We start from the raw sequence: 25,929 nt of genomic DNA, 5'->3' as shown, positions 1-25,929 counted from the left end.
CTCAATACCCTAAGCGATGGGGAGAACAACCTTGTCTACTTCAATGAATTTTTTTGCCACCTTCAATAAAACCTAAACTTCAGGGGTACGTTAAGTTTGTAGTAAAGGCTTTAGTCTTGGTTTTAAGCACTTAGATGCTTACTACTATTGATTGCTTATACAAAATTGCACTACCCACCCCGGCTTATGTTTTATTCATCCGATCCGTCTATTGTTTGTAGTTTTCCTCGCGTCAGCATTATTGGCGCAGGTAGAGTTGGTAGTACCCTAGCCCAACGGATTGCTGAGAAAAATCTTGCAGATGTAGTTTTATTAGATATCGTCCCTGGAATGCCTCAAGGATTGGCATTGGATTTGATGGAGTCTAGGGGCATTGAATTACATAATCGTCGGATTATTGGCACTAACGATTATATTGATACCGCAGGTTCAGAAATTGTGGTGATTACAGCCGGACTTCCCCGCAAACCAGGGATGACTAGGGATGACTTACTGATCATCAATGCCAAGATTGTAGTAGAAGCTGCCAAGAATGCGATCGCTCACTCTCCTAATGCTATTTTTATTGTCGTTACCAATCCTTTGGATGTGATGACTTATTTAGTTGGGCAAGCTACAGGTTTAACCCGCCCCAACCAGCAGGGATTTATCGCTAAACATCGTGTGATGGGCATGGCTGGCGTTTTAGACTCAGCCCGCTTTGAAACCTTCATTGCCCTAGAATTAGGAGTTTTACCAGCCGATGTCAAAGCAATGGTATTAGGTAGCCACGGTGATTTAATGGTTCCCTTACCCCGTTATGCCAATGTTAACGGCGTTCCCATTACAGAATTATTAGATACAGCCACCATAGAACGCTTAGTACAAAGAACCCGTAATGGCGGTGCAGAAATAGTGGAATTGATGCAAACAGGAGGCGCTTTTTTTGCTCCCGCTTCTGCTGTTAGCGTGATGGTGGAATCAATTTTGCTGAATCAATCGCGGTTGTTGCCCATAGCCGCATATCTTCAAGGTGAATATGGTTTAAACGACATTGTCATCGGCGTTCCCTGTCGCTTAGGTTGCGGCGGAATTGAAAGTGTATTGGAATTAAATCTCACCGATGAAGAGAAAGCTGCTTTACGTGTTTCTGCTCAATCTGTACGTTTAAATATTGACCGCGCACAGGAAATATTAGCTGCTGCAAAAATCTAATTTAATTCGTAATTTGTAATTCGTAATTAATAAGACTTACGCAACGCTGATAATGTCATTGCGACTGAAACGCAGTGTAGGGAATCAATCCCAGCGTCAGGGGAGATTACTTCGCTATGCTCGTAATGACGGAGTTCTACCAATTTGAAAAAAGAATGCGACAGATTGTAGGGGCACGGGCAATGCCACCTGTGTCAACTTAACGTAAAACCAGCTTGGTTGCAAGGTTTCGCCCTCACCCCCAGCCCCTCTCCCACAGGGTGAGGGGAGCAAGAGATTTAGTTCCCCTTCTCCTGCGGGAGAAGGGGTTAGGGGATGAGGGCGCGAGGTATTTGTACAACGCCCGCCCTATATCGCTTTTAGCTTAAGTTGACACCAATGGGGCAATGCCCTGCCCTCTATGAATATATTGATGTGTCGCAAACATTATTTGATTTGGTATTACGTTATTTTTGCGTAGTCCTGATTAAGAAATCATTTGTATAGTAAATGGCAGTAACATTTAATGCTACTGCCGTGGTTGCTATTCCATCAAGTTATTCTTTTGTTCCAATACCGACACATCAAAAGCAACATCGCAACCTTAGTTGGCTTTAGCGGCGGTATTCTTCATCCGCAGGATCGCCATAGGGGTCTTCGCTAGCTGGACGGACATCGCCGAAAAAGTTCTGGTCTGCGGGGTCGCCATAGGGGTCTTGGCTAGCTGGGATGGCGTTCCCGTAAACATCAGCGGGGTCGCCGTAGGGGTCTTGACTGGCGGGGATGGCGTTGCCGTAAACATCAGAGGGGTCGCCGTAGGGGTCTTGGCTAGCGGGGATAGCGTTACCGTAAACATCCTGGTCAGCAGGATCGCCGTAGGGATCTTCGCTAGCTGGGCGGACATCGCGATCGCGGTAATCTTCTTCAGCTTGATTATTGTTATTCCCTAAGAACAAATCCCTCGCTTTGCGGAAAAAATCATCTACCATGATCTATCTCCTGATTAATTTCGTGGTTTCCACGTGCGCGACAGGCGTTATCCTTCGGGAAATCGCTGTTAATTGCACACACGTTTCATTTATCTAAAATGCTGGAGCTTCAGTTGCACTGATCCCAGTTAAATCTCTACCTGTAGAGCGCCCGTTATAGCCTTGATAGTCGCGGTATCTCTGCGCTTCAGATTCAGGGACTCGGATTCCTTCGGAGGGTGGAGTTACCCAGTGGGCGCGATGTTCAGCATCGCGGTAGTAAACACGCCCATTCTTGGAAAGATAATATTTACCCTGCGCTCCTTCTTGTGAAGCATTTTTATGCTGGTTGTAGAGGTAGTAAAGCGCTGCTGCTCCTGCCAAAATTGCGACTTTCTGTCCTGTACCTAGCCCTTTCTTAGCTTGGGTTTGGTTTGAGATGTTGCGATCGCTCACTGTTCTACCAGCCGTATCATCAACTGGTGGGGGAACTGAAGCGTTGCGAGAACCGCCACAGCTAGTCAGCACGGGTACTATTAGTAATGCTGACAGACAAACCGCCAGCAGACGCGAAACCCATTTACGCTCTTTGTAAGTTGTGTTCATCGTTTTTTATGACCTGCATTTGCTCAAGCCGTGCTGTTGCAAAATACAGAATTAGAATTCCAAGTATTTTTTCGATTTCAGAAAAAATATTGGTAGCTCTTTCACAACAGCACAAGTAAAGCGTTTCACTGTTATAGTGATGCAGATTTGCAAGTATTCCATCCCGCCTTTGAAATAAACTGCCTTCATCCTTAAGTAATATGTTGGCAATTAACTAAGTAGCTCTGAGTTGGGAGAAGCGATCGCTATCGCTATTCGTAGGTACTTTTTTTGATGGTATTCAGAAAAACCTCTCTAACGAAAATCCACTTACAGAGTCTATCATCCTTTTCAAACATTGCGGTGCTTACAATATAGTCTCTAAAATAAATGAGCGAACACACAGATAATTGGCCTAATTATGAGCGATTTCCCTATAACTACATTGACTCTCAGGTAGAAGTAGTTATAGATGCAGATTTAAATTACTCAAAAAATCCTTTAATTATTACTGGCTACGCTTCTCTAGACAAAATTATAGACTTTCTCGACAAAAATTATGATAGATTCAGCAAAAATGCAGAGTCTTTTAACAGTATCCGTATTTTATTGGGTAATGAACCTTATCCTACAAACAAACAAGAGTTTAGCTCATCTAAGCAGTTCTCTGAAGAGATTGTGGAGTATTGGCTAGAACAGGGCATATCTATTCTTAAGTGTTATAAGGTTATTGCTGCTATCGAATTACTTAGAAGTGGTAAAGTTTATGCCAGGATTGCTAATAAAAAGCTCATTCACGCCAAGATTTACAAAGGTGATAATGCAATTACTATTGGTTCTAGCAATTTTAGTAATTTAGGTCTGAAATTTCAAATAGAAGGTAATGTAAGATTTAGAAAACAAAAAGAACCTGAAAGATTTGATGAAGCTTGCTTATTAGCAGAGAGAATTTGGGAACTAGGAAGGGACTACAAAGATGAACTGATTAAGCTACTTGAACAGCTACTTCACAAAGTTGACTGGAGGGAAGCACTAGCGAGAGCCTGTGTAGAATTGTTAGAAGGAGAATGGGCAAAAAAATATCAAACTACTAGCTATTTTAATGATGAGCTTCAACTGTGGCCATCTCAGGAAAAGGGAATTGCTCAGGCAATCTGGGTGATTGAAAATGTTGGCAGCGTACTCATAGCTGATGCCACAGGTTCGGGTAAGACTCATATGGGTTCTTACCTAATTAAATGTCTGATGAACCAAATTTGGAAGACTGGGCGAAAGCGCCGGGGCATACCAGTGTTGATTTGTCCTCCTGCTGTCAAAAATGCTTGGGAAAGTGAGTTTACTACTTGCAATCATAGTCTCAAAACAGTTTCTCATGGAAAACTAAGTAATCCAAATTCTGACGAAGATATTTCTAGCGAAGATATCGATATTCGTGCTATTCATCGTGCCCAAGTGTTAGCTGTTGATGAAGCACATAATTTTCTCAATAGAGGATCTAATAGAACTAAGGCAATATTTAGAAACATTGCCGACTATGTATTGCTATTTACCGCTACGCCTATCAACAAAAGCTCACGGGATTTGCTGGGAATCATTGAATTGCTGGGGGCTGACAACTTTGATGATGGATTATTGGAATACCTTAAACCTATATGGAATAATCGTGGCAAGTTAAATGAAAAGATGTCACCAAACCTTCGGGAGACACTAAGAGATGCGATTCAGCAATTTACTGTTAGACGCACCAAGACAATACTTAATCGCATGATCGATGAAGAACCAGAACGCTATAAAGATCGTTTTGGCAAACAGTGCCGCTACCCTGAACATCTATCTAAAAGTTTCACTTGTGGTGAAACTGACAGCGATCGCGCTATAGCTCAACAGATTCGGGATGAGACTCAAAAATTACTGGGTTTGATGTATCTCACAAAAATCCCACAACTGCCAGAATATCTTCGCAACCAAGGTAGGACTGAAGAAAATTTTATAGAGTGGCAATTGAAGAGAGCCAAGTTACAGGCCGCTTATATGATTATGGTTTGTTTGCGTTCTTCAAGGGCTGCACTGCTTGAACACATCTATGGAACTGAGTACGCTAAAAAACTATTTAAGCTTTTAGGCCAGGTCAAAAAAGAAGACACGGGTAACTCTATCAAAAAGTTGCAGGACATAGCTGGAAAACTACCAAAAAACAACTTGGAAATCGAGCTACCAGATTGGCTAGGCGATTCCAGCAAACATAAACAAGCTTGTAATGAGGAAATAAATATTTACAAAAATATTGCTAATTTATGCGAAAACCAGATGTCTGATTCGCGGCAAGAAACAAAGGCTCGCCAAATTATCAGATTACTAGATAATCATAAACTGGTGATAGCCTTTGATAGCAGTTTAATCAGTCTTCATGATATCAAGCATCACCTTGAAAAATATCAACGCGGCAAGGTCATTATCGCCACTGGAAACGATAACAAAGAGCGTGAACGCATCAATCAGATGTTTCAACTTGGATCGCAGGAATCAGGGATAATTGCTCTGTGTTCAGATGCAATGTCCGAAGGCGTTAATTTACAGCAAGCTTCAGCAGTTATCCAACTAACTATGCCTAGTGTAATGCGCTTGGCAGAGCAAAGAATAGGTCGGATCGATCGCATGGACAGTCCACATTCCACCATTGAGGTGTTATGGCCTAAAGATAGCAATGAGTTCGCCCTAAGGTCTTCTGAGAGCAAGTTTTTAGCTCGTCATAACTTGGTTTCTAATTTGTTGAGATCAAACCTACCATTGCCTGAAGACTTTTCTCCAGAAGAAGATACAAACTCATCAGATGATGTTGTGACATCGGAAGCTGATCTAGCTAATCTGAAAAATAAAATGCAAGATAGCGAAAGTCCGGAATGGAAAGATGTTTTTGACCCAGTGCGATCACTAATAGAGGGCGCTCGACCACTTGTTTCCAGAGAAAAATACAACGAAATTCGCACCAGTCAAGCAAGAACAAATTCATGTTTCAGTTTTGTTCAAGCAGAAACACATGAGGCTTGGGCTTTCTTTGCTATTGCTGGAACTGAATGGGGCGCACCACGTTGGGTTTATCTTGATGATGAAAACAACAACCCGATAACTGATTTGGATAAAATTAGTAAAAAGCTCCGAGAAAAAAATCTGTTTTCTCGCGATGAATATTCTGATAGAGAAACAGCTATTATACACCTAGAAAAATTCTTAAAAGCAGTTATCCGACATGAAAAAATGTTGCTGCCTCAAAAAAAGCAAAGAGCAATTGATGAAATGGAATTCATAATTGAAAAATACAAAATTAAAGCTGTTAAGGAAAAAAATAATGACCGAGAAATATTATGTAACAAAATTATTGACCTATTCAAAGAAGTAGAATTAGGGCAACAGCGTGTAGATTTAAGCCTTTTGGCTGAGTGGTGGATTGATCTAATTCGTCCTCACTGGTTTGAGCGTTTGAAGGAACACAGACGATCTAAACCTCTACGTCTCCAAGACATCCGCAATGATCTAATCCAAAATCCGATTTCTACAAAAGATCTCAACGAAGTATTTAAACTTCCCAAAGTTAAACCACTTGATGAGCGCATTGTAGCAGCAATAATTGGTATGTGGTGAAACTACACTTTTAACAGGTTATTTAGGACCAGTGAAAGGAGAAGATTGGAAACGCGATCGCTTTTACTACCTACGCGACTTACCCCTGTAGTTCTGTTTCCTTCGCGCTCTTTACGCCTACCCAGGGGGTGCTGCTTTGCAGTACGCGGTTTGTTTCAATACTGTGTAGAAGTAGCCCGTCGTTAGACATCGCTTTTATCCCAGCGTCAATATCCCAAGCTGATAATTAACTACTAACGGTAAAATCTTTAGCCACTCAGAACCTAGCAAAACTTCTATAATTTCGTCTCCTGCATAAACAGAAATGTCATACTCTTGCCCATCTAAGAGTACCTTACCTGAGTAAATATCAAATCTTGAGTATCCCTTAGCAGTTCGCAAACGTTCCTCACCACTGTAAACCCAATCTAGATCATTTACGTCTTGTTTATTAATAGCTAAAAAGCCTGTAAAGCCAGTATCTAACATAGCATCTACAGGCAAATTTAGCCTATCATTAGTAATCAAATCAAGTTCAAAAAATAACTGCCCCTCACTACCAAAGATTCCCTGAATCATATTCTGCCAGTAGTTCCCGTCTCATTCAGACAAAATACAAAATGTCTTTTATCTGGATACTTTTCTAATACTTTTTTGTGAGCTTGTATTCTATCTGCATCAATTAAGTAATCACCACTATCGGGTTCCACACCAACATACCAGCCATAGTGTTCTTTAATCAAATCAGGACGTACACGCTCAAAAATTACCCAACAACGTTGATCAAATGCTTCATCTTCAGCTTTGCGTATAGCAAGTTCTTCTGGCGATAAAGTCCGTTCTGGAAAAACTCGCCCTCTACGTGCTGGTTGTTTTGGCGTTAATTGAGTCATAATACCAACTATTACTAATGCCTAATTTTAATTTTAGAGTAATAAAAACCTGATTGTTTCTCAATAATACATAATCTGTAAACATAAAAATACCTCCATAATATGGAGGTATTTCTTTATTGAGGGTAACTCCCTTCAAGCTATTACCGCATGTGCAAATCAAGAAATCATGTCAATTACCTAAAAGCCTTGATATACAATTTTTTGACTTTTGGAGTACAGACGCGATTAATCGCGTCTCTGTGACTTTTGACTTCCGCACAACGGTGCTAATTGTTCCCTGCTAAGTTCAATAATTTCGCAGTCACTCCTAAGCTGTCTTCAAAAAGTGACTCATGTCCCCAACGTTGTACCTGCTGACTCAGCAATGCTTCTGCTTTTTGTTCCGACAGTGAACTGACTTGCTGGAACAAACCACCAGACTGCGCCCCACCGTGGGTTTCCATCCGCATACAACCGCCAGTTTCAGAACAAATCACTGTACCACAGTCAGCTTTGGGATTAGTAGAACTCAAGCGCAAGGCAATTAAATCACCTGCGATTTCACCCACATCAGCAACGGGAACCCCTGCTAATTCAGCTTCTACTTGCTTTTGGTCGTTGGTGACAAAGCGAATTTTACCTATCTCATAGTCTCCGCTTTCTTTTTCATAAGAAATCGGCATCCATTGCAATCGACTAGCTAGCCAACCTAAAAACAGCATTGCTTGTGTGGGGTTGCCTTTTTCATAGTCAATGTTAACTCGGTCAATTTCTTTCAACGCCGCGCAACGATTGGGTGAATCGTAAGCTTGCGCTGTTAATTCTTGCCAGGCTGACAAACGCCGCCAGTTTAAATCTGCTAAAGGTACGCCTGTTTCTACCAATTCTTGCAGACTCAGCAAATCACTTTCTGGTTCGTTGAAATTACAAGAATCAACGATGACATTATTGCAGATTGCCGCCAGCTTCTTGAATAAAGAATTGTTGGGATCTGGTGTTGCTTTCCACCACAAAAACTTAGGCAAACCACCAATCAACAAAGCTGGAATCATCCCGCCTATCCGTTCTAAGGCGCTAGCAGTTCCAGATAAAGTGATGTATTCACAACAAATGAGTGTACTAGAGGATTGCTTTTGAATTGGGCAATAAGCAGAAACTTGGGCTTTTACCCCTTCATCCTCTCCCGCAATGGGGCATAAGGCAATAATCCGGCACGGGTTCCGAATGGCAATTTCATCAGCAATTCTGGGGCTAGCTGAGTCTGCATAAGAAACAGCGCCATCTCCAGCAGATCCCCGCTGACCTTTGGCGAATTGTTCGCGCAACACAGCTAGGGTTTCAGGGTTAGCATTTCCGGTTTCAGGCAGTTCAAATTTGCGCTGTACTTCCCGTATTGCTGCTTGGGTTTGAGGCCCTAAAATACCGTCAATCGGCCCGTTGTAAAAGCCTAAAGTCGCCAAAAGATACTGGGTTTCTTCTGGTTCATAGACAACTAAAGTAAAAGTCGTGGCGCGAGTCGCCGCAGGTAGCGCACCATCATCACCAGCGATCCCATAACTTTGCCAAATTTGATTTAATTCCGCTTCAATTTCTGTGAGCGAAATATCCTTTGGTGCTTGCAGTGAAAAAATCGTAGGAGCTTGAGAAGTCATAGTCAATTTTGGATTTTGGATTTGGGATTTTGGATTTGTGATTTAAGATTTTGGATTAAGAATTTAGTAATTAGTAATAGACATTTGACCTGAGCCATAAATTATTACCTATTCCCTTGTTCCCAATCTAAAATCTAAAATCTAAAATCTAAAATTTTAGAGTCTGCGCCAGCGACGACCATCTTGATTAATCAAGAATTCCGCTTCTGCTGGTTCCCAAGTACCTGCTTCGTACCGAGGAATGGTATTTGGATCTGCGGGTGCATCCCAAACAGAAAGGGCTGGTGTCACTACCTGCCAAGCTGCTTCTACTTCATCTGCTCTGGTGAACAATGTTTGGTCGCCCATCATACAATCAAGGAAAAGGCGATCGTAAGCATCAGAAGTTGCTTGAATACCAAAGGAACCATAGCTAAAGTCCATGTCAACGGAACGGGTGCGGAATTCAGCCCCAGGCATTTTGACATCAAAACGCAGGGAAATTCCTTCGTTCGGTTGAATCCGCATAGCTAAAACATTGGCATTTCTTTGTTGTGCGGCAGATTGGAACATCCGAGAAGGAACATCCCGGAAGTGAATCGCAATCTCACTGACTTTTTTCGGCATCCGTTTGCCAGTACGCAGGTAGAAGGGTACGCCTTGCCAGCGCCAGTTATCGACTAAAAACTTCATTGCCACATAGGTGGGTGTTGTGGAGTTGGGGTCTACCCCTGGTTCTTCTCTATACCCAGGTACAGGTTGACCTTTCATCCACCCCGCACTGTATTGGCCTCTAACTGCGGCACGAGATAAGTTATTTACTTCTGCTAAACGTGTAGCTTGTAGCACCTTAACTTTTTCTGTACGGATACTATCAGCATCCATTGCGTTTGGTGCTTCCATCGCAGTTAAGCAATACAGTTGCATCAAGTGGTTTTGCAACATATCCCGCAACGCCCCAGCTTTTTCATAGTAGCCAGCGCGGTCTTCAACTCCTACGGTTTCTGCCACGGTAATTTGCACGTGGTCAACAAACTGACGGTTCCACAAAGGTTCAAAAATCGCATTGGCAAAGCGAAATACCAATAAATTTTGAACAGTTTCTTTCCCTAAATAGTGGTCAATCCGATAAACTTGGTTTTCTTTGCAGTATTTCTGCACCACTTTATTGAGGCTTTTAGCAGAAGCTAAGTCTCTACCAAAGGGTTTTTCAATGACTAGACGGTGTTTGTAGGGATCGTCTAGCATTCCTGCTCCCCCTAGTTGCTTAATCGCTTCCGGAAAGAAGTTAGGAGCGACAGAAAGGTAGAACATCCGGTTTCCCCGTGTCCCCCGTTTCTCATCTAATTCGCTCAATAAATTTTTGAGTTTTTGGTAGCTTTCGGGGTTATCTATATCTCCAGGGCAATAGAACAGACCTTGAGAGAAATCTTGCCAGAGTTCTCCTAGTTCGACATCACTATGAGCCTCTTGCATCCCCTTCTGCATTTGTTCGCGGAAGTAGTCATGGCTCCACTCACGGCGCGCCACACCCACAATGGTGGTTTCTGGGGGAATGCGCCGTTCCCGCCGCAATTTAAAAAGTGCAGGTACGAGTTTGCGCCAGGTAAGGTCACCGGAAGCGCCAAAAATAACTATAATCTGGGGTTCGGGCATCCCTTGCTGTTGCAGACCAACGCGCAGGGGATTTTCTAAGAGACTGACCATAGGAATTTGCAATTTGAGGTTTGAGATTTGGGATGTAGGAAGGGGAAAAGGGGAAGGGTGAAGGGGAAAAGGGGGATTGGTTAATCTTCCTTAGTCCCCACTCCCTAGCCCCTAGTCCCTAGTCCCTATACTGGTGACAATAGCTTGACTTTGTCTTCTAAAGAGTTCATTAAGGACTGGAAAGGCTGAACAAATTTGTCAATTCCTTCAACCAAAAGTTCGTCCATCACAGTATCGATATTGATATTGATGTCCGGATCTTTGAGGTTGGCTATCAGGTTGTAAGCTTCTTCTATACCTGTTTCAATGCGATTAGCAACATCGCAATGATCTGCACAAGCAGCAATTGTGGCAGGTGGTACGGTATTAACAGTGTCAGGCCCAATCAACTCATCGACATACATCACATCGCTGTAGTGAGGGTCTTTAGTGCTGGTGCTGGCCCAAAGTAAGCGCTGTACTTTAGCTCCTTTTGCGGCTAAGGCTTGCCAGCGATCGCTCTCAATAATCTTTTTGTATTCTTGATAAGCAATCTTAGCATTTGCGATCGCCACTTTCCCTTTCACAGCTTTCAGTTTTGCCTCGATGGCAATATCATCAACGCCTTTTTTCAACTTAGCATCAATCTTAGCGTCAATGTTGCTGTCAATGCGGCTGAGGAAGAAACTAGCGACGGAAGCTATGCGACTAATGTCTTCACCTGCTGCAGCCCGTTTTTCTAAGCCGCGAATATAAGCCCAAGCTGTCTTGATATAGCTATCTACTGAGAATAGCAATGTGATGTTGACATTCATCCCTTCAGATATCACCTGTTCCACTGCTGGTAAACCAGCTTCTGTCCCAGGGATTTTAATCATCAAATTTTCCCGCCCAATTTCTTGGAAATAGCGACGGGCTTCTTTAATGGTGGCTTCAGTATCATGGGCAATGGTTGGTGGTACTTCTATACTCACATAACCATCTAGCCCATTTGATGCTTCATATACAGGGCGCAAAATATCACAAGCATTGCGGATATCTGCAAAAGCTAGAGATTCATAAATTTTGTATGTTGGTAAGCCAGCACGAACTCCTGCTTCTATATCGGCATCATAAATCACATTACCGGCGTTGACGCCTTGCGTCTTGTCGCCAGACATCGCTTTTTCAAAAATCGCAGGGTTGGAGGTAATTCCACATATCCCTTGATTCTCTACTAAGTTCTTGAGTTCGCCGGATTGGATAATGTCACGGCTCAAGTTATCCATCCAGATACTTTGACCGTAATTTTTAATTTCCAATAAATGATTGGTTGCCATAGCTCTAGTTTGTTTCACTCCTGTAAAGATGTTTTTAAGTGAATTTGGCAAAACCCATCAAAGTTTGATGGTGACTTTTGAATTCTGGCGTTGCCAATCACTTATTGCATCGGCCACGTGAGATAATGTTTAATTCACTTGCCAAAAGTGCTATTCTGCATTCCCAATCGCCATAGTTAACTTTTATTTACTTTAGGCTGATATTCGCAGTGTCTTTGTATAAGCTTCTAACTCCTCATGCATAAAGTTAAAATCTCGAAAAAGCTGATAATGTCAGCTTTTTAACGTTTGAACTGAGAATTTTGCTCTTTAGTACTAGTGCAACACGGCGTAAATAACCAACCATCCAAAATTAACGAAACACTAATGCTGTATTCATTTTGAATTTTGAATTTTGAATTTTGAATTCCGCCTTGCGGTACTAGTGACCGTTTTGAATAAAAGACTCCACTTTAGCTACATCCTCTCTACTACCAATAATTAGAGGTGTGCGCTGATGCAGTTTTTTCGGTACTACATCCAAGATATCTACCAATCCTGTCGTCGCCCGGCCACCTGCTTGTTCAATCACATAAGCTAGGGGAGCAGTTTCATACAGCAAGCGCAACTTACCTTCTGGTTTTTGAATTGTCCCTGGATAGAGGAACACTCCACCTTGAATCAACACTCGATGAATATCGCTGACCATTGCCCCACTGTAGCGAGCCGTGTAGCCTTCTGTACGATGGACATAGCGGATATATTCCCGATAGGATTCTTCCCACTGCCAAAAATTCCCTTCATTCACGCTATACACCGCGCCGTGATTCGGAATGCGGATATTTTCTTCTGTGAGAATAAACTCACCTAAGCTGGGATCGAGGGTAAATGAGTGAACGCCCTTACCTATAGTATAGACAAGCATAGTGCTGGGGCCATAAAGGATGTATCCCGCCGCAATTTGGTTACGTCCATTGCTGAGTAGGTCTAATGCTTTGCCATCAGTATCATCGCCTTCCTGCCGCCTAATAGAAAAAATTGAACCTAAACTGAGATTAATATCAGTATTAGACGAGCCATCAATTGGGTCATAGAGTAAGGTATAGCGACCAATAGGGCAGTTTTCTGGGATATAGTAGGGCTTATCCATTTCCTCAGATGCTAGGCGACAAACTAAGCCGCTTTGCTTGAAAACTGCAATAAATACATCATTGGCATAGACATCCATCTTTTTGACGGATTCTCCCTGGACATTGACATCTCCAGTAAATCCCAAAACACCTTCCATCAATCCAGCATGGCTCATGTGACGAGCAATTAGTTTGCCTGCTAGAGCGATGCGATTCATCAGCGCACTCAAATCTTGCGCCTCTGCTGCAAAACTTTGACATTGCTGTAAAACGTGACGGGATAACGTTGTACAATCACGATCTAAAGCCCTATCTCCACCGAATTTTTTAGACAAATCTAAAGATTCAGGCGCTTGAGCCATTTTGTTGTTCTCCCTAGGATTTTGTGTTCGTTCGGCTGATGCCGTTGATGGCAACTTATCTAGTCTCTGCCTCTATCTTAGAAAGGTAATTTGATAACCCATATCTGTTTTTAGATAAACTAAAGAAATGAAGATTTATTGGCTGTTACGCCTTAGGGAATAGATTTAAGTATATTTGCTTAAATTTTTAGGCAATTTTATCTTGTAGCTACATATCTGTTCCAAATTTCAGTAGCTTACACAGCCTAGTAGTACACCAAGGCAACTTGGCGGGGGAAAGGTTAAAGGGGAAAGGTTTTTGTCCCTTACCCTTTTCCCTTTAACCTTTTCCCAACCTCCACCTAACATTTTTGGGTTGGCAGACTAATATTATTGTGCTAACTCTGGCTGGATGAAATTGTTTATTAATTTTGCAAAAATGCGAAAAACCGACCAGAGATCGGAATCTGTTTAGCGATCGCAACTAGTCGGGTCTAATTTTTAGATAGTTCTATGATGGAAAACTGCTTCTAGTAGATTTTACCTACTCAGGTATTGCGTAACTAGAAACCTATTTGCTATTATCGTATTCCATAGATTTTATATCTCTTGTTGTTTAGCCCAGCTACCTCGTCGATTATCTTCCCGTGGTTTAGCTTTATTGACCCTGAGTTGACGGCCCATCCATTCTGCACCATCTAATTCAGTAATAGCAGCATCCTCCTGGGCATCTTCAGTCATATCAACAAATGCAAAGCCCCGAAGTCTACCAGTTTCGCGGTCTGTAGGTAGAACTACCCTTTTGACCTCGCCATAATCTGTAAAAACTGCTCTTAAATCCGCCTCGGTAGCGCGGTAGGAGAGATTTCCAACGTAAATAGTCATGTGGGATCACGTAAGTTTCAACAAGGAGCGATGAGTTCAGCTAAAAAACAGATATATATAACTTGCAACTCTGGCACAGTTTCCTCTGATTCACAGATGGCGAATGTTGTAGCGCTGCAACCCTAATGGGGGGATTGTCTACAACTAAATGGGCCATGTGGCTGAACTTACTCATACGCTCATATAATAACTGATCGTGATATTTTTCAAAGTATGAGATTTTACAAACCCTCATAACATAAAATTAATAGTTATTATATATTTTTCTAATTTTATCGTATAATAGTTAATTCTTATACTAAGTATATATAAGAATTACTTAATAGTGAAGATTGTAAATTTGTCTAGTACATTGCTACGTAAGTCAACCAGCTAACAGCCTAGACTATAAACTTTTTGACTTTTGAATTGAGCACAGCGTATTAGTAGTACACCACATTAATTTTGACAGATGAATCAAAGTGGTGGACTACTAGTTGCTAATCCTAGCCTTATTTTTCAAGCTGGATTTGCATGATGCGGAAGTTTAATCAATCGTAATCTGTTGAGGCCCACCTGCTTTACCATTATGAGCCTCAGTTCCAGTTGAGGTGTAAGTGGTTGAGCCAGTTTGTTTATCTAGCCAGCTTTTCACGGGATCATCAGCAAGGTTAAGCCGAAACACCCCTGAAAAGAATCCTCCCAAAAATGAGACTGGGTGTTGGGTAAGTTCTTTGAAAATAGGTGACAATTCATCAATGAACATTAAGAGTCTCCTGGTAATAGCCTTATAAAATTATTACTTCTTTATTGATCGTAACGTGGAAATCAAAATTAGATTATTAGTAGCGTAGTATACAAAAGTCTTGAATACGCAGATACCCGACTTAATTTAGTAAGTCGGGTATCTAGATTTTCACTTCATCCTCATTTGCTGGTTATTGTGCCTTATGAGGTTGGTTGCTGTTCAGGGAACATACATTTATCTGAATCACAACCAGATGGGCCTGCTTCCGACAATTCGCCTAAATCATAGCGACTCAGCACTGCACAGAAATCATCTGTAATTCGGCGTGCTTTGACTTCTTGACTCAATTGCTCGTAGGTGGCTTTATCTATTGGTTCAAAAGGTAAGCGGGGGAAGGATTGTAAATCATCAAACCGAGCTAAAAGGGCTGCGGAAATATATCCTTCATCATTTTGAATGGCTTCGTAAATCCGCTGTCCCAAAGGCTCTACTTCATCAGAACGTAGCTCTAAAGTTGCAGATGTATTATGAGTGACATAATGCTTCTGAACTTGCATCACAAAATCTAATTGAGCTAAAACAGAGAACTTAGAAACATCAATTTGGTCGGCTCCTGGTAAATCGGCCCAAGGTACAGCTACCGGGATTTCTACTAACCATTCGCTGACACGAGGATCAAAGGGATCATTGAGCAAATGACCATTTTCATCTTTGTCAGATTGAGAAGGAATCACATTGTAACCGTAGTCAATACAAGCTAAGGCTACGGGGTCATTTTTGCGGAAAGTAATCCGGCGAATAAATCTTTGTGCTTTGGGGGGATGCCAACCGGAGCTAGCACCTGTTAATAGTGCTTTAGTACCGCTAGGCTGGACAGTTGTACAGCGATTGGGACGTTTGAGATGATGGCGATCGCAATAATCCCAAACTGCCCGATGTACAATATCCTTCCAGTAACTCAGGTATTCCGCTTCTTGGCGCTTAAATGCCAATCCTTGTTCCGTAGCAGGTCTTCCTGCTTCCCACCACCGCAACCAATCAACACCAAAAGCATGAACAAAGAAATCAAATAAGCCTGTAAAAGAAACCCCAACAATTGGGTCTAATTCTCGGCTTTTCTGATAGCGAGGTTCGAGGAATTTATGGTTTAAAAGTGAAGCGACAGAAAGCGCCCCAGCAGTGAAAGCTTCCTCTTGTTCTTTGTAATTTTTTGGGTCAAGTTGATTCAGGTGAATTTCGGACAAATTACAGTGAAAGTTACTACCGATAATTTCACCACAAGGATTTAATCCGAACCTCGCTAAACGATGTTCTATTTCTTCAATATCCAAATGCGGATAGTGTTCTTGCAACCAATCTTTTGCTTTTCCTTGTTCGTAAGCCTTTAAGAAATCAACTTTTAATGCCGATGTTGGTAGTAAATCAATGTTAGATCTAGCTACTGCTTCACCAGCCCATTGAATTGCACCTTCACCGCTGTAATATTGTTTACGAACAGCATCAATAGATTCTTCTAATGTCGGCTTGCGATGAAAAACTCGGGTATGATTGGCCATCCGGAGAGCATCACGCTCTGGATCTATTCGCCAGTTACCTTCTGCATCTTGCTGCCATAAGTTATCTTTGGCAGTAGCGCCTAGTTGATCGTCAGACTTAAACTGGCGCATCCCAGCACTGTTATGTGTCAGATAGCCATCGCAGTAAAAACAATGGGCTTCTTCCACTTCAATGTCATAAGTTTGGACGTAATCGTAGCTACCCAAACCTTTAACTGTGACGGGAATATCAAGTGAGATATCAGCCTCAGCGATGTAGCGCTCATAGTTAGCATCAACGCTGCGAGAACCTTGAAATCCCATTTCGCGCATTTCGCTATAGGTGTAAGCTTCCCGCATGATTGCGCCAGGTACAGTAAAACCATACATTTTTAACCCTTGACGCAGTTGACCCTTCAAGGAATGAGGAGCAATCAGGGCGTTATAACGCTCTTTGAGGGCTGGAAGTTTCAGGCTATATTTAACTTGCCATTCTTGCTTTTGTGGATAAGTAATGGCAATTCTACCAGCGATACCTAAACTAGATAAAACTGAGCCGACTTGTCTAATAAATGATCTATAGACTGAAGTAACTAAATGAGGGGGTCGGTTGTTAACTGCACCGTCACTATCCATTAATCCAGCTAGGTATGCAGCCCTAATATCTACTGAACCCTGCAAAATAAAACTAGGAATTACTAGGGGAACATTAGGCTGTTTAATATAACGATGGAAGTACTCAGCCAAGCGCATAGACGAACAGATTGACTTAGCTGTGTTTTCACCTTTGATAACGCCATGAGTAGCTGTCAATCCGAATAATGCTAAAGCAGCGTCAATCTTAGCTTGAATTTTTGCAGTTAGTTCGATATCTAAGCTGTTCATTGCCCATTCAACACGGCCATAGGGCTTACCATATTTATTACGACCGAGCGCAACATAGCCATCACCATGAGTAAACCCGATCAACCAAGCTACTTCGGGCGTTAAATCAGGAATAATCAACGGCTTAACGGTTTTGCTTTGAGCAGGTCTAGATTCTGTAAAATCAGCCGGAAGATGGGTAACTGTTCCAGGAAGCACCTGTATATTGTGTTGAAGGCGATCGCCTTCAGCTAAATTAGCAACTGACTTCCAAGCAATTCCTCCTTGAGCATCTGCCATAACTGCTTGTTTATGGTTTAAAGTTGCTCTGGGATAAGTAGCATTAGTTTCAATTTCGTAGATATCCTGAAATCCTTGGTCGAATTTATCAACAACTCGCCGGAATCCCAGAGGAGTCTGCACTAAGTCACCGACTTGCACATCACGAATGGGAACAAGACCTTTAGAAGTATGAACTAGAGCGTCTTCAGGTAGACAGCGACGAATGTTGCCTGCAACAATAGTGACAGCAGCCTGATCTATTAATAGACAGCACTCAACAGAATTTAATTGTCTTCCTAAAGCTTTATTGAGGATAGATGCACAATTTTGGTAAAGGATCGGCAATTTAACTGGATTAGCCACCCCACCAAAGCCATTTAAGGTTTCTCCAGCTTGGCGAACATCACTAATATCAACAAATACTTGAACTTCTCCACTAAATTTCTCATCTGTAGAAAGTTCTAATAAGGTTTGATAAGATTCCACCCAACCTTCACGGCTATCGCCAACGTAGATTGTAACTTGATTACCCTGTATAGAAATTTCCGTATACTCTCGACGCTGGTCTTTGGGAGTAGCACCAATTTCACCCTGAACTTTGACATTAAGGCGATTGCGGATTGGCGGTAACTGATTAATATATCTTGGTTCGATGATGGCTCCGGTACCACAGCCCATCATGGCTAAATCCATCATCAACCCAAAGGCTTTCCAGTCTTGAAGGTTAGTAGAAGTGCAATTGTAAGCTCCAGAAAAGTTTTTTGGCTTGGCTATCCAATCGGTACCACCAACCCATAACCAGCGTCCACTGGGTAGGGCTTTCATGTTACGCTGCATCTTGTCTAAAATCTCGGCTTCTTCACGGCTGAGTTTCCCCAATTCCACTAAGCCTTGAAGAGTGCGATCGCATACTTCATCCCAAGTTTCTCTCAAACCTGCCGGGCTGCGGCGGCTATAGGTTCTGAAAAATACAGGATTAGCTGCAGGGGCAGTTTCGGGAAACCTTGTACTCTGGCGTTTTCTTTCAAGCTCTCGAACCATAAATCCAGTCTTGTTGCGTGCTGACAGATTAAGACTATAGACTAAGTAGATTTAGGATGAAAGATTGCCAAAAGGGACAACTTGCGCTTACTTCACAACAGTACAAAATGCAACATTCGGCAATAATGTATAATATTGTTTCCGTTTTTCAGCGTCATGTCTCTTGCTCCTTGGCGAAGTGCGATCGCTCATGCTCTCCATCAAAATCGCAGTCTGGCTTATGCCCGTTACGTACAATTAGCAACAGTACGAGCAAATGGTACACCTGCCAATCGAACTATAGTTTTTCGTGGCTTTTTAGCAGATACTAATCAGCTAAAATTTATTACTGATTCTCGCAGTGAGAAAGCTGAACAGATACAGCAACAGTCTTGGGCAGAAGTCTGCTGGTACTTCCCCAATTCCAGAGAGCAATTTAGGATTACTGGTAACTTAACCTCAGTCGAAAGCGATAATTCTCAACCAGAATTAGCATTAGCACGTATTTCTACTTGGAGAGAATTAAGCGATGCAGCGCGGATACAATTTGCTTGGCCTCATCCAGGTAAAGTAAGAAATAAAGATGAACAAGCTACCTTTTCTCCACCCCCACCAGATCCCAGTCAGCCATTACCCAATTTTTGCTTACTCCTACTAGACCCTACACAAGTAGATCATTTAAAGTTACGCGGTGAGCCACAAAATCGCTGGTTGTACCATCGCCATGGGCAGCAAGAATGGTCTAGTGAAGAAATTAATCCCTAATTAAAAGGTAGGGGTACGAGAAGAAATAACTAATGACAAATGACAAATGACCAATAACCAATGACAATTGCTATATACCAGCACCATCTAAGAACTGCTGGATGGCTTTATCTCTGAGGTTACACCAAACAGTTTCTTTGGTGGGTTCCTGTTCCTCAACAGCTAAGTGACCCGCAAAAACAGGTGTTTTATCAGCAGATTGGTTACGCTGAAGAACTTGTATTTGTTCTTCTAATGCTTCAATTCGGTCTACTAAAGCACGAATTACTTCGGCTTCGGAGTCTGGTAAGTTGTTGTGTTCTAGAGGTGCAACCCGAACTCCAGAACGATAGATAATCCGGCCAGGTATACCAACAACGGTGCAATCAGAAGGTACATCACGTAGCACTACTGAACCAGCACCAATGCGAACATTATTACCAACTTGAATATTTCCTAGTACTTTTGCACCTGCGCCAACTACCACGTTTTCGCCTAAAGTTGGATGGCGTTTGCCGCTTTCTTTGCCAGTACCACCAAGGGTGACACCTTGATAAATTAGCGCATAGTCTCCCACGATCGCAGTTTCGCCAATTACTACACCCATACCGTGGTCAATAAACACGCCATGTCCAATGGTTGCACCTGGGTGAATTTCAATTCCCGTCAAAAATCGAGCTAAATGAGATATCAGCCGAGGGATAAAAGGAATACCAATAATATGCAGCCAGTGAGCCAGCCGATAAAATAGCAAAGCTTGCAAACCGGGGTAACAGAATAAAACTTCCAACCAGTTGCGAGCAGCTGGGTCACGTTCAAAGATGATGCTAAAGTCGGCACGCATTGTAGATAGCACGAGATAGTAACCTCGGAAAGCAAAACGAGCTACCTTCCCATATTATCTTTCTCGGTGTAACTCGTAACAAATTGGGTGTTTGGTAATGGGTAATTGGTAATGGGTAATAGAAATTTCTCCCTCATCTCCCTCATCTCCCTCATCTCCCTCATCATCCCCAATCCCCAATCCCTCTACGGCTGCTGCACTGTCAGAGTGTAGTTATGCTTGTCTCCAGAGTTAAAGGTACCTATCCAAATCCGATAAGTTCCGCTTTTGAAGTCGCGATCATCGATGCTGGCATCTTTACTTTTACCAGTATCATCGCCACAGCGAATTGTTGAGTCATCTGGGCCTTGGATGAGCATAGTTGTATCGTACCCACCACTATTAACTAGGAATTTGAGGCGAGCAAAGTCTTTCTCTAAGGTAATGATGTGATCTGGCTGGGGATCTGCAAAACCGATACAGGCTTTTTTCTCGCGATCGCGGTTACTAATGGCAGACAGTGAGTAAGATCCGCCTGTATATCCTTCCACAACTCCTTGCGCTGGATTAAAGCCTGCGGATAGCTTCAGTGTGCCAAAGTTTGCTGTCTGTGCTATTACGGGTTGCGCGACGATAGCAGCACCTAGAGCTAAAAGCCAGCCTAATTGAGATTTAATCCGGAGGCGAAAATCTTTCATAGTAGTCCTCCACCAAGCAATTTTATAAGTAACTATATATACTTATTGTAATCATTTTTTGGGAACATTTCCGGAGTTGTGACACATTGAAATCTGCCACAATTCATGGCTAAAAAAAGCGCCAACAGTGTGTTTTTTTAAATGAAATTTAATGTAATTTTTAATAAAATTTAAAGTTTAATTTTTTGTTATATTTAAATTTTTAATGTAGTGCCAGTTATTGAATTTTTTATTTTAGTAAAGACAAGAGTAGATAAACTTTCTGTGTTGTTTCTAAAAAGTTTATAAAACTGTTAATTATGAGGGGTCAGAACCATCATGACATCAGTAATATTTTTCCATAAGTTGCGGAGATAAATTACAGCAGATGCGATGGAATTGAAAAAAGTAATGAGTAATAAGTAGTGAGTAATAAGTAAATTTCCTACTCATTACTCATTACTCATGATTTACTTCACTCACTTCAAAAGGGCTGTAATAGTAAGCATGACCCAAACTTCTCACCAGATTAGTATGTTGGGGAGCCAGTAAGGAAACCCAACAAGGAAATATAGGTTCAGCTTTTAAAATCCATGTTGGGTTGCGCTGCGCTTAAACAAACCTAAATCTGCTCTATTTGCTGCTTGTGAGAAATGCAAGTTAAGCCAATACTGCTCGGTTAAGGATTTTCAACTCGGAATTTGGTTTGGGGAAAAGGTGAAAGGGTAAGGGTTAAAGGTTTTTTCTTGCCCCTTTTACCCTTCCCCTTTTCCCCTTAACCGACAAGTATTGCAAGTTAAGCAACTTCAGCTAAGAGGGAGTCAAGTTGACCTTTGGTATCTAACTCATAAAGGTCATCACAACCACCAATATGTTGATTGTTAATAAAAATCTGTGGTACTGTGCGCCGACTGTTAGCACGTTCTGCCATTTGACTTCTAGCAGCTTCGTTGCCATCAATTTTGTATTCTTGGAATTGTACACCTTTCCACCACAGCAGCATTTTAGCGCGAATGCAATAAGGACAAGTTTGCCAAGTATAAATTTCGACGTTGGCTTTAACTCGCTCTGGGTGTCGATTTAAAAGCGGATTGAGAAAGTCCAGCATATTTTAAGGGATGGTAAATTTATCGGGATTTTCTCTAGCTTAAAACATGACAATTCGTAATTCGTAATTCGTAATTCGTAATTTAACAGTAGTCTCTTACCGCATTGGCGCAGGAACCCATTGTTGGAAACTTTCTAAATGATTCCAGTAAGCCATATAACCAATAAATGCCCAAATTAGGGCTGCTGCGATGAGAACGGCTGCGCCAATTAAGCGCCAAGTTCGGTTAGTTTTCAAATACAGAGTAGGTGCAGCAAAAACACCGCCTAAGCCTGTAAGGATAAAACCTATTCCTGAAATTAAAGGTTGTTTTGTCAGTCCCAAATTAATAATGCGGAAACCGATAACAACTGCAACTAACCCAGCAAAGAATGCGTAAATTGCGAGTGTGAGTAAATCCCATCCCAAAGCAAGCGCGATCGCAGCACCAATAAATAAAATTCCTAATAAAATTGTGGTTTCACCAAAAGCGATGTTAAAACTACCGCGAACGGGCCAAGTAAAGCTCATGTGTAACCCTGTGGTTAATGCGATCGCTCCTGTTACCCCAAAGCCAGGAATCCAATGTTTCTGATGATCGCTAACTATCCCCCGATAGACATAATCTGCTAGTAGAAATAATCCAGCTACCATATTGATTAACATCAAAGTGATGTAGTCAATAAACATGATTTATCTCCAGAGCGTTTACTAGAAAATACCTTTGAGTTGATGTTTTGTATATTGCTCTACAGATACAGTTTTATCTTTTGACAATATTTAGCAATTGTCTCTAAGTATTGTTAGGTAATATAATGTTTCAAATATAACTTCAAAATTTAGTTAGCATTAAAACTTAACATAGAGCCTCATTAAGACTATTTTCCACGTGTATCCGCCCTTTGGTAGACTTGAAGACTGGAATAGCTAGAAAAAACGACGCGAAGTCAAGCAGTTGAGAGGGCGACTCTGTGGAAAATACACTTGGATTAGAGATTATTGAGGTAGTAGAGCAAGCCGCGATCGCATCCGCCAAGTGGATGGGTAAGGGCGAAAAGAACACTGCTGACCAAGTTGCAGTGGAAGCTATGCGGGAAAGAATGAACAAAATTTATATGCGTGGTCGCATTGTCATTGGCGAAGGCGAACGTGATGATGCTCCCATGTTATATATTGGGGAAGAGGTGGGTATCTGCACCAGTCCAGATGCTAAGGACTTCTGTAATCCAGATGAATTGATTGAAATTGACATTGCCGTTGACCCATGTGAAGGTACGAACTTGGTAGCATACGGCCAACCTGGCTCAATGGCTGTATTGGCAATTTCAGAAAAAGGTGGCTTATTTGCTGCTCCTGACTTCTACATGAAGAAGTTAGCAGCACCACCAGCAGCTAAAGGCAAGGTGGACATTAACAAGTCAGCAACGGAAAACCTCAAAATTCTCTCCGAGTGTCTAGATCGTTCTATTGAAGAACTTGTGGTAGTTGTAATGAAGCGCGAACGCCACAACGATTTAATTAAAGAAATCCGCGATGCTGGGGCGAGAGTACAACTAATTTCCGATGGTGATGTTGGTGCAGCCATTTCTTGTGGTTTTGCTGGTACTAATATCCACGCCCTAATGGGTATTGGTGCAGCACCAGAAGGAGTAATTTCTGCCGCCGCTATGCGCGCTCTAGGTGGGCATTTCCAAGGTCAGTTGATTTATGACCCTGCGATCGTCAAAACAGGCTTAATTGGCGAAAGCAAAGAAGCTAACCTAGATCGTTTGAAATCCATGAATATCAACGACCCTGATAAGGTCTATGATGCTCATGAACTCGCATCTGGTGAAACTGTACTTTTTGCTGCTAGTGGTATTACCTCTGGAAATCTGATGCAAGGTGTACGCTTCTTCAAAGGTGGAGCCAGAACTCAAAGCCTAGTTATTTCCAATCAGTCAAACACCGCTCGGTTTGTGGATACCATCCACATGTTTGAGCATCCTAAGACCGTACAATTGCGGTAAACAATTGTAGCGCGGAGTCACCGCAGTTAGGAGTGGCGAAAGCGCCACTCTGACTGAATCGCTGAGGTATTGAGTACCCAGTAGTACTCCCAGACTATAGTCTCTTGATTATTCCTCAGCACTTTTTCAGTTAGGAGTTATGAATTCTATGAACTCCTAACTGACCAATCACCACTTACCAATCACCATTTAGCAATTACTAATTAGCAGATGAATATAGCAGTGGTGGGGTTAAGCCATAAAACAGCCCCAGTAGAAATCCGGGAAAAGCTGAGTATTCCAGAACCTCAAACAGAAAGCGCGATCGCTCAACTTACCAGCTTTCCCCATATTGACGAAGTTGCTATTCTCAGCACTTGTAACCGTCTGGAAATTTACATCGTCACTGGCGAAACCGAACATGGGATTCGGGAAGTAACTCAGTTTCTGGGCGAATACAGCAAATTACCTGTAATATCTTTGCGACAACACTTATTCATGTTGTTGCATGAAGATGCTGTTATGCATATGATGCGAGTAGCTGCTGGGTTAGACAGTCTCGTACTGGGAGAAGGGCAAATTCTCGCTCAGGTGAAGAATACCCACAAACTGGGACAACAATATAACGGTATAAAAACAATTCTCAATCGATTATTTAAACAAGCCTTAACAGCAGGTAAGCGAGTTCGTACTGAAACTAGCATTGGTACTGGCGCAGTTTCTATCAGTTCGGCGGCTGTGGAATTGGCGCACATGAAGGTAGAGAATTTAGCAGCTTGTCGAGTTGCTATTCTTGGTGCTGGTAAAATGTCTCGCTTGTTGGTACAGCACCTCGTTTCTAAAGGTGCTGGGCAAATTAGTATTTTAAATCGCTCTCGTGAACGTGCCGTAGAATTGGCTAAACAATTCCCAGATCAGCCAATCGAAATTCATCCGCTATCAGAAATGATGGCAGTAATTGCCAACAGTCATTTGGTATTTACCAGCACTTCCGCTACAGACCCCATTTTGGATCGTGCGAAATTAGAAATGGTGTTAGAGCCTAACCAGTCTCTGATGCTATTTGATATTTCTGTACCCCGCAACGTCCATTCTGATGTAAATGGGCTAGAAAACGTCCAGGCGTTCAACGTGGATGATTTGAAGGCGGTTGTGGCACAAAACTATGAAAGCCGCCGCAAAATGGCTCAAGAAGCCGAGAAAATCCTGGATGAGGAAGTAGAAGCTTTTGATATTTGGTGGCGCAGTTTAGAGACTGTCTCTACCATTAGCTGTCTGCGAAATAAAGTGGAAACCATCCGCGAACAGGAATTAGAAAAAGCTTTGTCGCGCTTGGGTTCGGAATTCGCAGAAAAGCATCAAGAAGTCATCGAAGCTTTAACGAGAGGCATCGTTAACAAAATTTTACACGATCCGATGGTGCAATTGCGAGCGCAACAAGATGTAGAAGCTAGACGGCGATGTATGCAGACTCTGCAAATGTTATTTAACCTAGATGCAGAGGAACAGTTTAGCTAAGTCTACAGACATCATTGGTGCGTTAGGATTTGCTCCCACGCACCAGCAATGACTCAAGATTAGAACCTTTTGCTAGCAGTAGCTAGAGGCTTAAGGCTTTGTAGCTGTTGGGTTTGCTCCTCTAATCTTTCAGCGAGGCGATCGCATACTAACTCACATAATCGAAAACATATAGGATCGGCGATTTCATAAATGACGCTGACACCTTCTGGTGTTCTTTTAACAATACCCGCCTGAGTCAAGACTTTGAGGTGCTTCGACACATTTGCCTGTCCGAGTCCTGTTAAGGCGATAATTTCCGTAACATTTTTGGCACCCGATTTCAAACAACATAAAACTTGTAGCCGACTAACTTCAGACAAGACTTTAAAATAGTCAGCAACTGGGCTTAATGCCCCAGGAAAAACTTCTGACATAAAAAAGTAATAATACTTTATGGGTTAATTTCTACTATTATACTATATGGTAATATAA

General features: G+C 42.1%; 22 protein-coding genes. 5 read left to right on the top strand and 17 right to left on the bottom strand.

The annotated features are described in order from the left end of the window. Positions 1 to 186: 186 nt before the first annotated feature. The gene (gene mdh, locus HG267_RS20505; protein WP_045873364.1) at positions 187 to 1,194 is read left to right on the top strand and encodes a malate dehydrogenase; all 1,008 of its coding nucleotides are present in this window, start codon (positions 187 to 189) and stop codon (positions 1,192 to 1,194) included. Positions 1,195 to 1,787: 593 nt separating this feature from the next. On the opposite strand, the gene HG267_RS20500 is transcribed toward mdh, so the two are convergent. Next, entirely contained in the window at positions 1,788 to 2,162 is a 375-nt protein-coding gene (locus HG267_RS20500; protein ID WP_045873365.1) for a hypothetical protein, read from the bottom strand. A gap of 93 nt (positions 2,163 to 2,255) precedes the next feature. Next, on the bottom strand, positions 2,256 to 2,747 hold the full coding sequence (locus HG267_RS20495; RefSeq protein WP_045873366.1) for a hypothetical protein: 492 nt from the start codon (positions 2,745 to 2,747) through the stop codon (positions 2,256 to 2,258). 369 nt (positions 2,748 to 3,116) lie between these two features. Between HG267_RS20495 and HG267_RS20490 the strand changes: the two genes are divergently transcribed. Continuing rightward, positions 3,117 to 6,365 carry an SNF2-related protein gene (locus tag HG267_RS20490; RefSeq protein WP_045873367.1) on the top strand — a complete coding sequence of 1,083 codons (3,249 nt, stop codon included), beginning with the start codon at positions 3,117 to 3,119 and terminating at the stop codon, positions 6,363 to 6,365. Positions 6,366 to 6,560: 195 nt separating this feature from the next. On the opposite strand, the gene HG267_RS20485 is transcribed toward HG267_RS20490, so the two are convergent. The 9 genes from HG267_RS20485 to nrdJ all read right to left on the bottom strand — a co-directional run bounded on the left by HG267_RS20485 (position 6,561) and on the right by nrdJ (position 18,639). Next, positions 6,561 to 6,923, bottom strand: coding sequence for an aspartyl protease (locus HG267_RS20485; RefSeq protein ID WP_045873368.1), 363 nt, complete (start codon positions 6,921 to 6,923; stop codon positions 6,561 to 6,563). Beyond that, entirely contained in the window at positions 6,920 to 7,237 is a 318-nt protein-coding gene (locus tag HG267_RS20480) for a hypothetical protein (RefSeq protein ID WP_045873369.1), read from the bottom strand. The genes HG267_RS20485 and HG267_RS20480 overlap by 4 nt, the downstream gene beginning before the upstream one ends. A gap of 269 nt (positions 7,238 to 7,506) precedes the next feature. After that, entirely contained in the window at positions 7,507 to 8,871 is a 1,365-nt protein-coding gene (gene opcA, locus HG267_RS20475; RefSeq protein ID WP_045873370.1) for a glucose-6-phosphate dehydrogenase assembly protein OpcA, read from the bottom strand. A 156-nt stretch (positions 8,872 to 9,027) separates the two neighbouring features. Beyond that, positions 9,028 to 10,557, bottom strand: a complete 1,530-nt coding sequence (zwf, locus tag HG267_RS20470) for a glucose-6-phosphate dehydrogenase (protein ID WP_045873371.1) — start codon at positions 10,555 to 10,557, stop codon at positions 9,028 to 9,030. A 125-nt stretch (positions 10,558 to 10,682) separates the two neighbouring features. Further along, complete coding sequence (tal, locus tag HG267_RS20465; protein WP_045873372.1) at positions 10,683 to 11,855, bottom strand: transaldolase; 1,173 nt, start codon at positions 11,853 to 11,855, stop codon at positions 10,683 to 10,685. A gap of 421 nt (positions 11,856 to 12,276) precedes the next feature. Then, complete coding sequence (gene fbp / locus HG267_RS20460) at positions 12,277 to 13,326, bottom strand: class 1 fructose-bisphosphatase (protein ID WP_045873373.1); 1,050 nt, start codon at positions 13,324 to 13,326, stop codon at positions 12,277 to 12,279. 579 nt (positions 13,327 to 13,905) lie between these two features. Further along, positions 13,906 to 14,190, bottom strand: coding sequence for an RNA recognition motif domain-containing protein (locus HG267_RS20455; protein WP_045873374.1), 285 nt, complete (start codon positions 14,188 to 14,190; stop codon positions 13,906 to 13,908). A gap of 526 nt (positions 14,191 to 14,716) precedes the next feature. Beyond that, positions 14,717 to 14,935 carry a hypothetical protein gene (locus HG267_RS20450; protein ID WP_045873375.1) on the bottom strand — a complete coding sequence of 73 codons (219 nt, stop codon included), beginning with the start codon at positions 14,933 to 14,935 and terminating at the stop codon, positions 14,717 to 14,719. A gap of 182 nt (positions 14,936 to 15,117) precedes the next feature. Next, entirely contained in the window at positions 15,118 to 18,639 is a 3,522-nt protein-coding gene (gene nrdJ / locus HG267_RS20445) for a ribonucleoside-triphosphate reductase, adenosylcobalamin-dependent (protein WP_045873376.1), read from the bottom strand. 156 nt (positions 18,640 to 18,795) lie between these two features. Between nrdJ and HG267_RS20440 the strand changes: the two genes are divergently transcribed. Then, complete coding sequence (locus HG267_RS20440; RefSeq protein WP_045873377.1) at positions 18,796 to 19,383, top strand: Npun_F5749 family FMN-dependent PPOX-type flavoprotein; 588 nt, start codon at positions 18,796 to 18,798, stop codon at positions 19,381 to 19,383. A 70-nt stretch (positions 19,384 to 19,453) separates the two neighbouring features. Here the strand turns inward: HG267_RS20440 and cysE are convergent, their stop codons facing one another. From cysE to HG267_RS20415, 5 genes are all read right to left on the bottom strand, one after another. Further along, positions 19,454 to 20,218: a serine O-acetyltransferase gene (gene cysE / locus HG267_RS20435; protein ID WP_045873378.1), complete on the bottom strand. Its 765-nt coding sequence runs from the start codon at positions 20,216 to 20,218 to the stop codon at positions 19,454 to 19,456. A gap of 42 nt (positions 20,219 to 20,260) precedes the next feature. Continuing rightward, a complete protein-coding gene (locus HG267_RS20430) occupies positions 20,261 to 20,386 on the bottom strand; it encodes a hypothetical protein (protein ID WP_255325324.1) in 126 nt (41 codons plus the stop codon). A gap of 5 nt (positions 20,387 to 20,391) precedes the next feature. After that, complete coding sequence (locus HG267_RS20425) at positions 20,392 to 20,883, bottom strand: hypothetical protein (RefSeq protein WP_045873379.1); 492 nt, start codon at positions 20,881 to 20,883, stop codon at positions 20,392 to 20,394. A 775-nt stretch (positions 20,884 to 21,658) separates the two neighbouring features. Then, positions 21,659 to 21,970: a glutaredoxin 3 gene (grxC, locus tag HG267_RS20420; RefSeq protein WP_045873380.1), complete on the bottom strand. Its 312-nt coding sequence runs from the start codon at positions 21,968 to 21,970 to the stop codon at positions 21,659 to 21,661. A gap of 96 nt (positions 21,971 to 22,066) precedes the next feature. Continuing rightward, positions 22,067 to 22,639, bottom strand: a complete 573-nt coding sequence (locus HG267_RS20415) for a DUF981 family protein (protein ID WP_045873381.1) — start codon at positions 22,637 to 22,639, stop codon at positions 22,067 to 22,069. 281 nt (positions 22,640 to 22,920) lie between these two features. On the opposite strand from HG267_RS20415, the gene glpX reads away from it, so the two are divergent. Together glpX and HG267_RS20405 are read left to right on the top strand one after the other, a co-directional pair. Next, entirely contained in the window at positions 22,921 to 23,958 is a 1,038-nt protein-coding gene (gene glpX, locus HG267_RS20410) for a class II fructose-bisphosphatase (protein ID WP_045873382.1), read from the top strand. Between the two features lie 210 nt (positions 23,959 to 24,168). After that, complete coding sequence (locus HG267_RS20405) at positions 24,169 to 25,455, top strand: glutamyl-tRNA reductase (protein ID WP_045873383.1); 1,287 nt, start codon at positions 24,169 to 24,171, stop codon at positions 25,453 to 25,455. A gap of 59 nt (positions 25,456 to 25,514) precedes the next feature. Here the strand turns inward: HG267_RS20405 and HG267_RS20400 are convergent, their stop codons facing one another. Next, entirely contained in the window at positions 25,515 to 25,871 is a 357-nt protein-coding gene (locus HG267_RS20400) for an ArsR/SmtB family transcription factor (RefSeq protein ID WP_045873384.1), read from the bottom strand. Between the last annotated feature and the right edge of the window lie 58 nt (positions 25,872 to 25,929).

Source organism: Tolypothrix sp. PCC 7601, from assembly GCF_025677855.1.
Taxonomy (GTDB): Bacteria; Cyanobacteriota; Cyanobacteriia; order Cyanobacteriales; family Nostocaceae; genus Aulosira; species Aulosira diplosiphon.
Note: the sequence above shows the minus strand (reverse complement) of the source record. Positions and strands in the feature narration are given on the sequence as shown.

What these genes read in the sequence shown, in the direction of transcription:
- mdh (WP_045873364.1), top strand. Translation starts at nt 187, where the DNA reads ATGTTTTATTCATCCGATCCGTCTATTGTTTGTAGTTTTCCTCGCGTC.
- HG267_RS20500 (WP_045873365.1), bottom strand. Translation starts at nt 2,162, where the DNA reads ATGGTAGATGATTTTTTCCGCAAAGCGAGGGATTTGTTCTTAGGGAAT.
- HG267_RS20495 (WP_045873366.1), bottom strand. Translation starts at nt 2,747, where the DNA reads ATGAACACAACTTACAAAGAGCGTAAATGGGTTTCGCGTCTGCTGGCG.
- HG267_RS20490 (WP_045873367.1), top strand. Translation starts at nt 3,117, where the DNA reads ATGAGCGAACACACAGATAATTGGCCTAATTATGAGCGATTTCCCTAT.
- HG267_RS20485 (WP_045873368.1), bottom strand. Translation starts at nt 6,923, where the DNA reads ATGATTCAGGGAATCTTTGGTAGTGAGGGGCAGTTATTTTTTGAACTT.
- HG267_RS20480 (WP_045873369.1), bottom strand. Translation starts at nt 7,237, where the DNA reads ATGACTCAATTAACGCCAAAACAACCAGCACGTAGAGGGCGAGTTTTT.
- opcA (WP_045873370.1), bottom strand. Translation starts at nt 8,871, where the DNA reads ATGACTTCTCAAGCTCCTACGATTTTTTCACTGCAAGCACCAAAGGAT.
- zwf (WP_045873371.1), bottom strand. Translation starts at nt 10,557, where the DNA reads ATGGTCAGTCTCTTAGAAAATCCCCTGCGCGTTGGTCTGCAACAGCAA.
- tal (WP_045873372.1), bottom strand. Translation starts at nt 11,855, where the DNA reads ATGGCAACCAATCATTTATTGGAAATTAAAAATTACGGTCAAAGTATC.
- fbp (WP_045873373.1), bottom strand. Translation starts at nt 13,326, where the DNA reads ATGGCTCAAGCGCCTGAATCTTTAGATTTGTCTAAAAAATTCGGTGGA.
- HG267_RS20455 (WP_045873374.1), bottom strand. Translation starts at nt 14,190, where the DNA reads ATGACTATTTACGTTGGAAATCTCTCCTACCGCGCTACCGAGGCGGAT.
- HG267_RS20450 (WP_045873375.1), bottom strand. Translation starts at nt 14,935, where the DNA reads ATGTTCATTGATGAATTGTCACCTATTTTCAAAGAACTTACCCAACAC.
- nrdJ (WP_045873376.1), bottom strand. Translation starts at nt 18,639, where the DNA reads ATGGTTCGAGAGCTTGAAAGAAAACGCCAGAGTACAAGGTTTCCCGAA.
- HG267_RS20440 (WP_045873377.1), top strand. Translation starts at nt 18,796, where the DNA reads ATGTCTCTTGCTCCTTGGCGAAGTGCGATCGCTCATGCTCTCCATCAA.
- HG267_RS20425 (WP_045873379.1), bottom strand. Translation starts at nt 20,883, where the DNA reads ATGAAAGATTTTCGCCTCCGGATTAAATCTCAATTAGGCTGGCTTTTA.
- grxC (WP_045873380.1), bottom strand. Translation starts at nt 21,970, where the DNA reads ATGCTGGACTTTCTCAATCCGCTTTTAAATCGACACCCAGAGCGAGTT.
- HG267_RS20415 (WP_045873381.1), bottom strand. Translation starts at nt 22,639, where the DNA reads ATGTTTATTGACTACATCACTTTGATGTTAATCAATATGGTAGCTGGA.
- HG267_RS20405 (WP_045873383.1), top strand. Translation starts at nt 24,169, where the DNA reads ATGAATATAGCAGTGGTGGGGTTAAGCCATAAAACAGCCCCAGTAGAA.
- HG267_RS20400 (WP_045873384.1), bottom strand. Translation starts at nt 25,871, where the DNA reads ATGTCAGAAGTTTTTCCTGGGGCATTAAGCCCAGTTGCTGACTATTTT.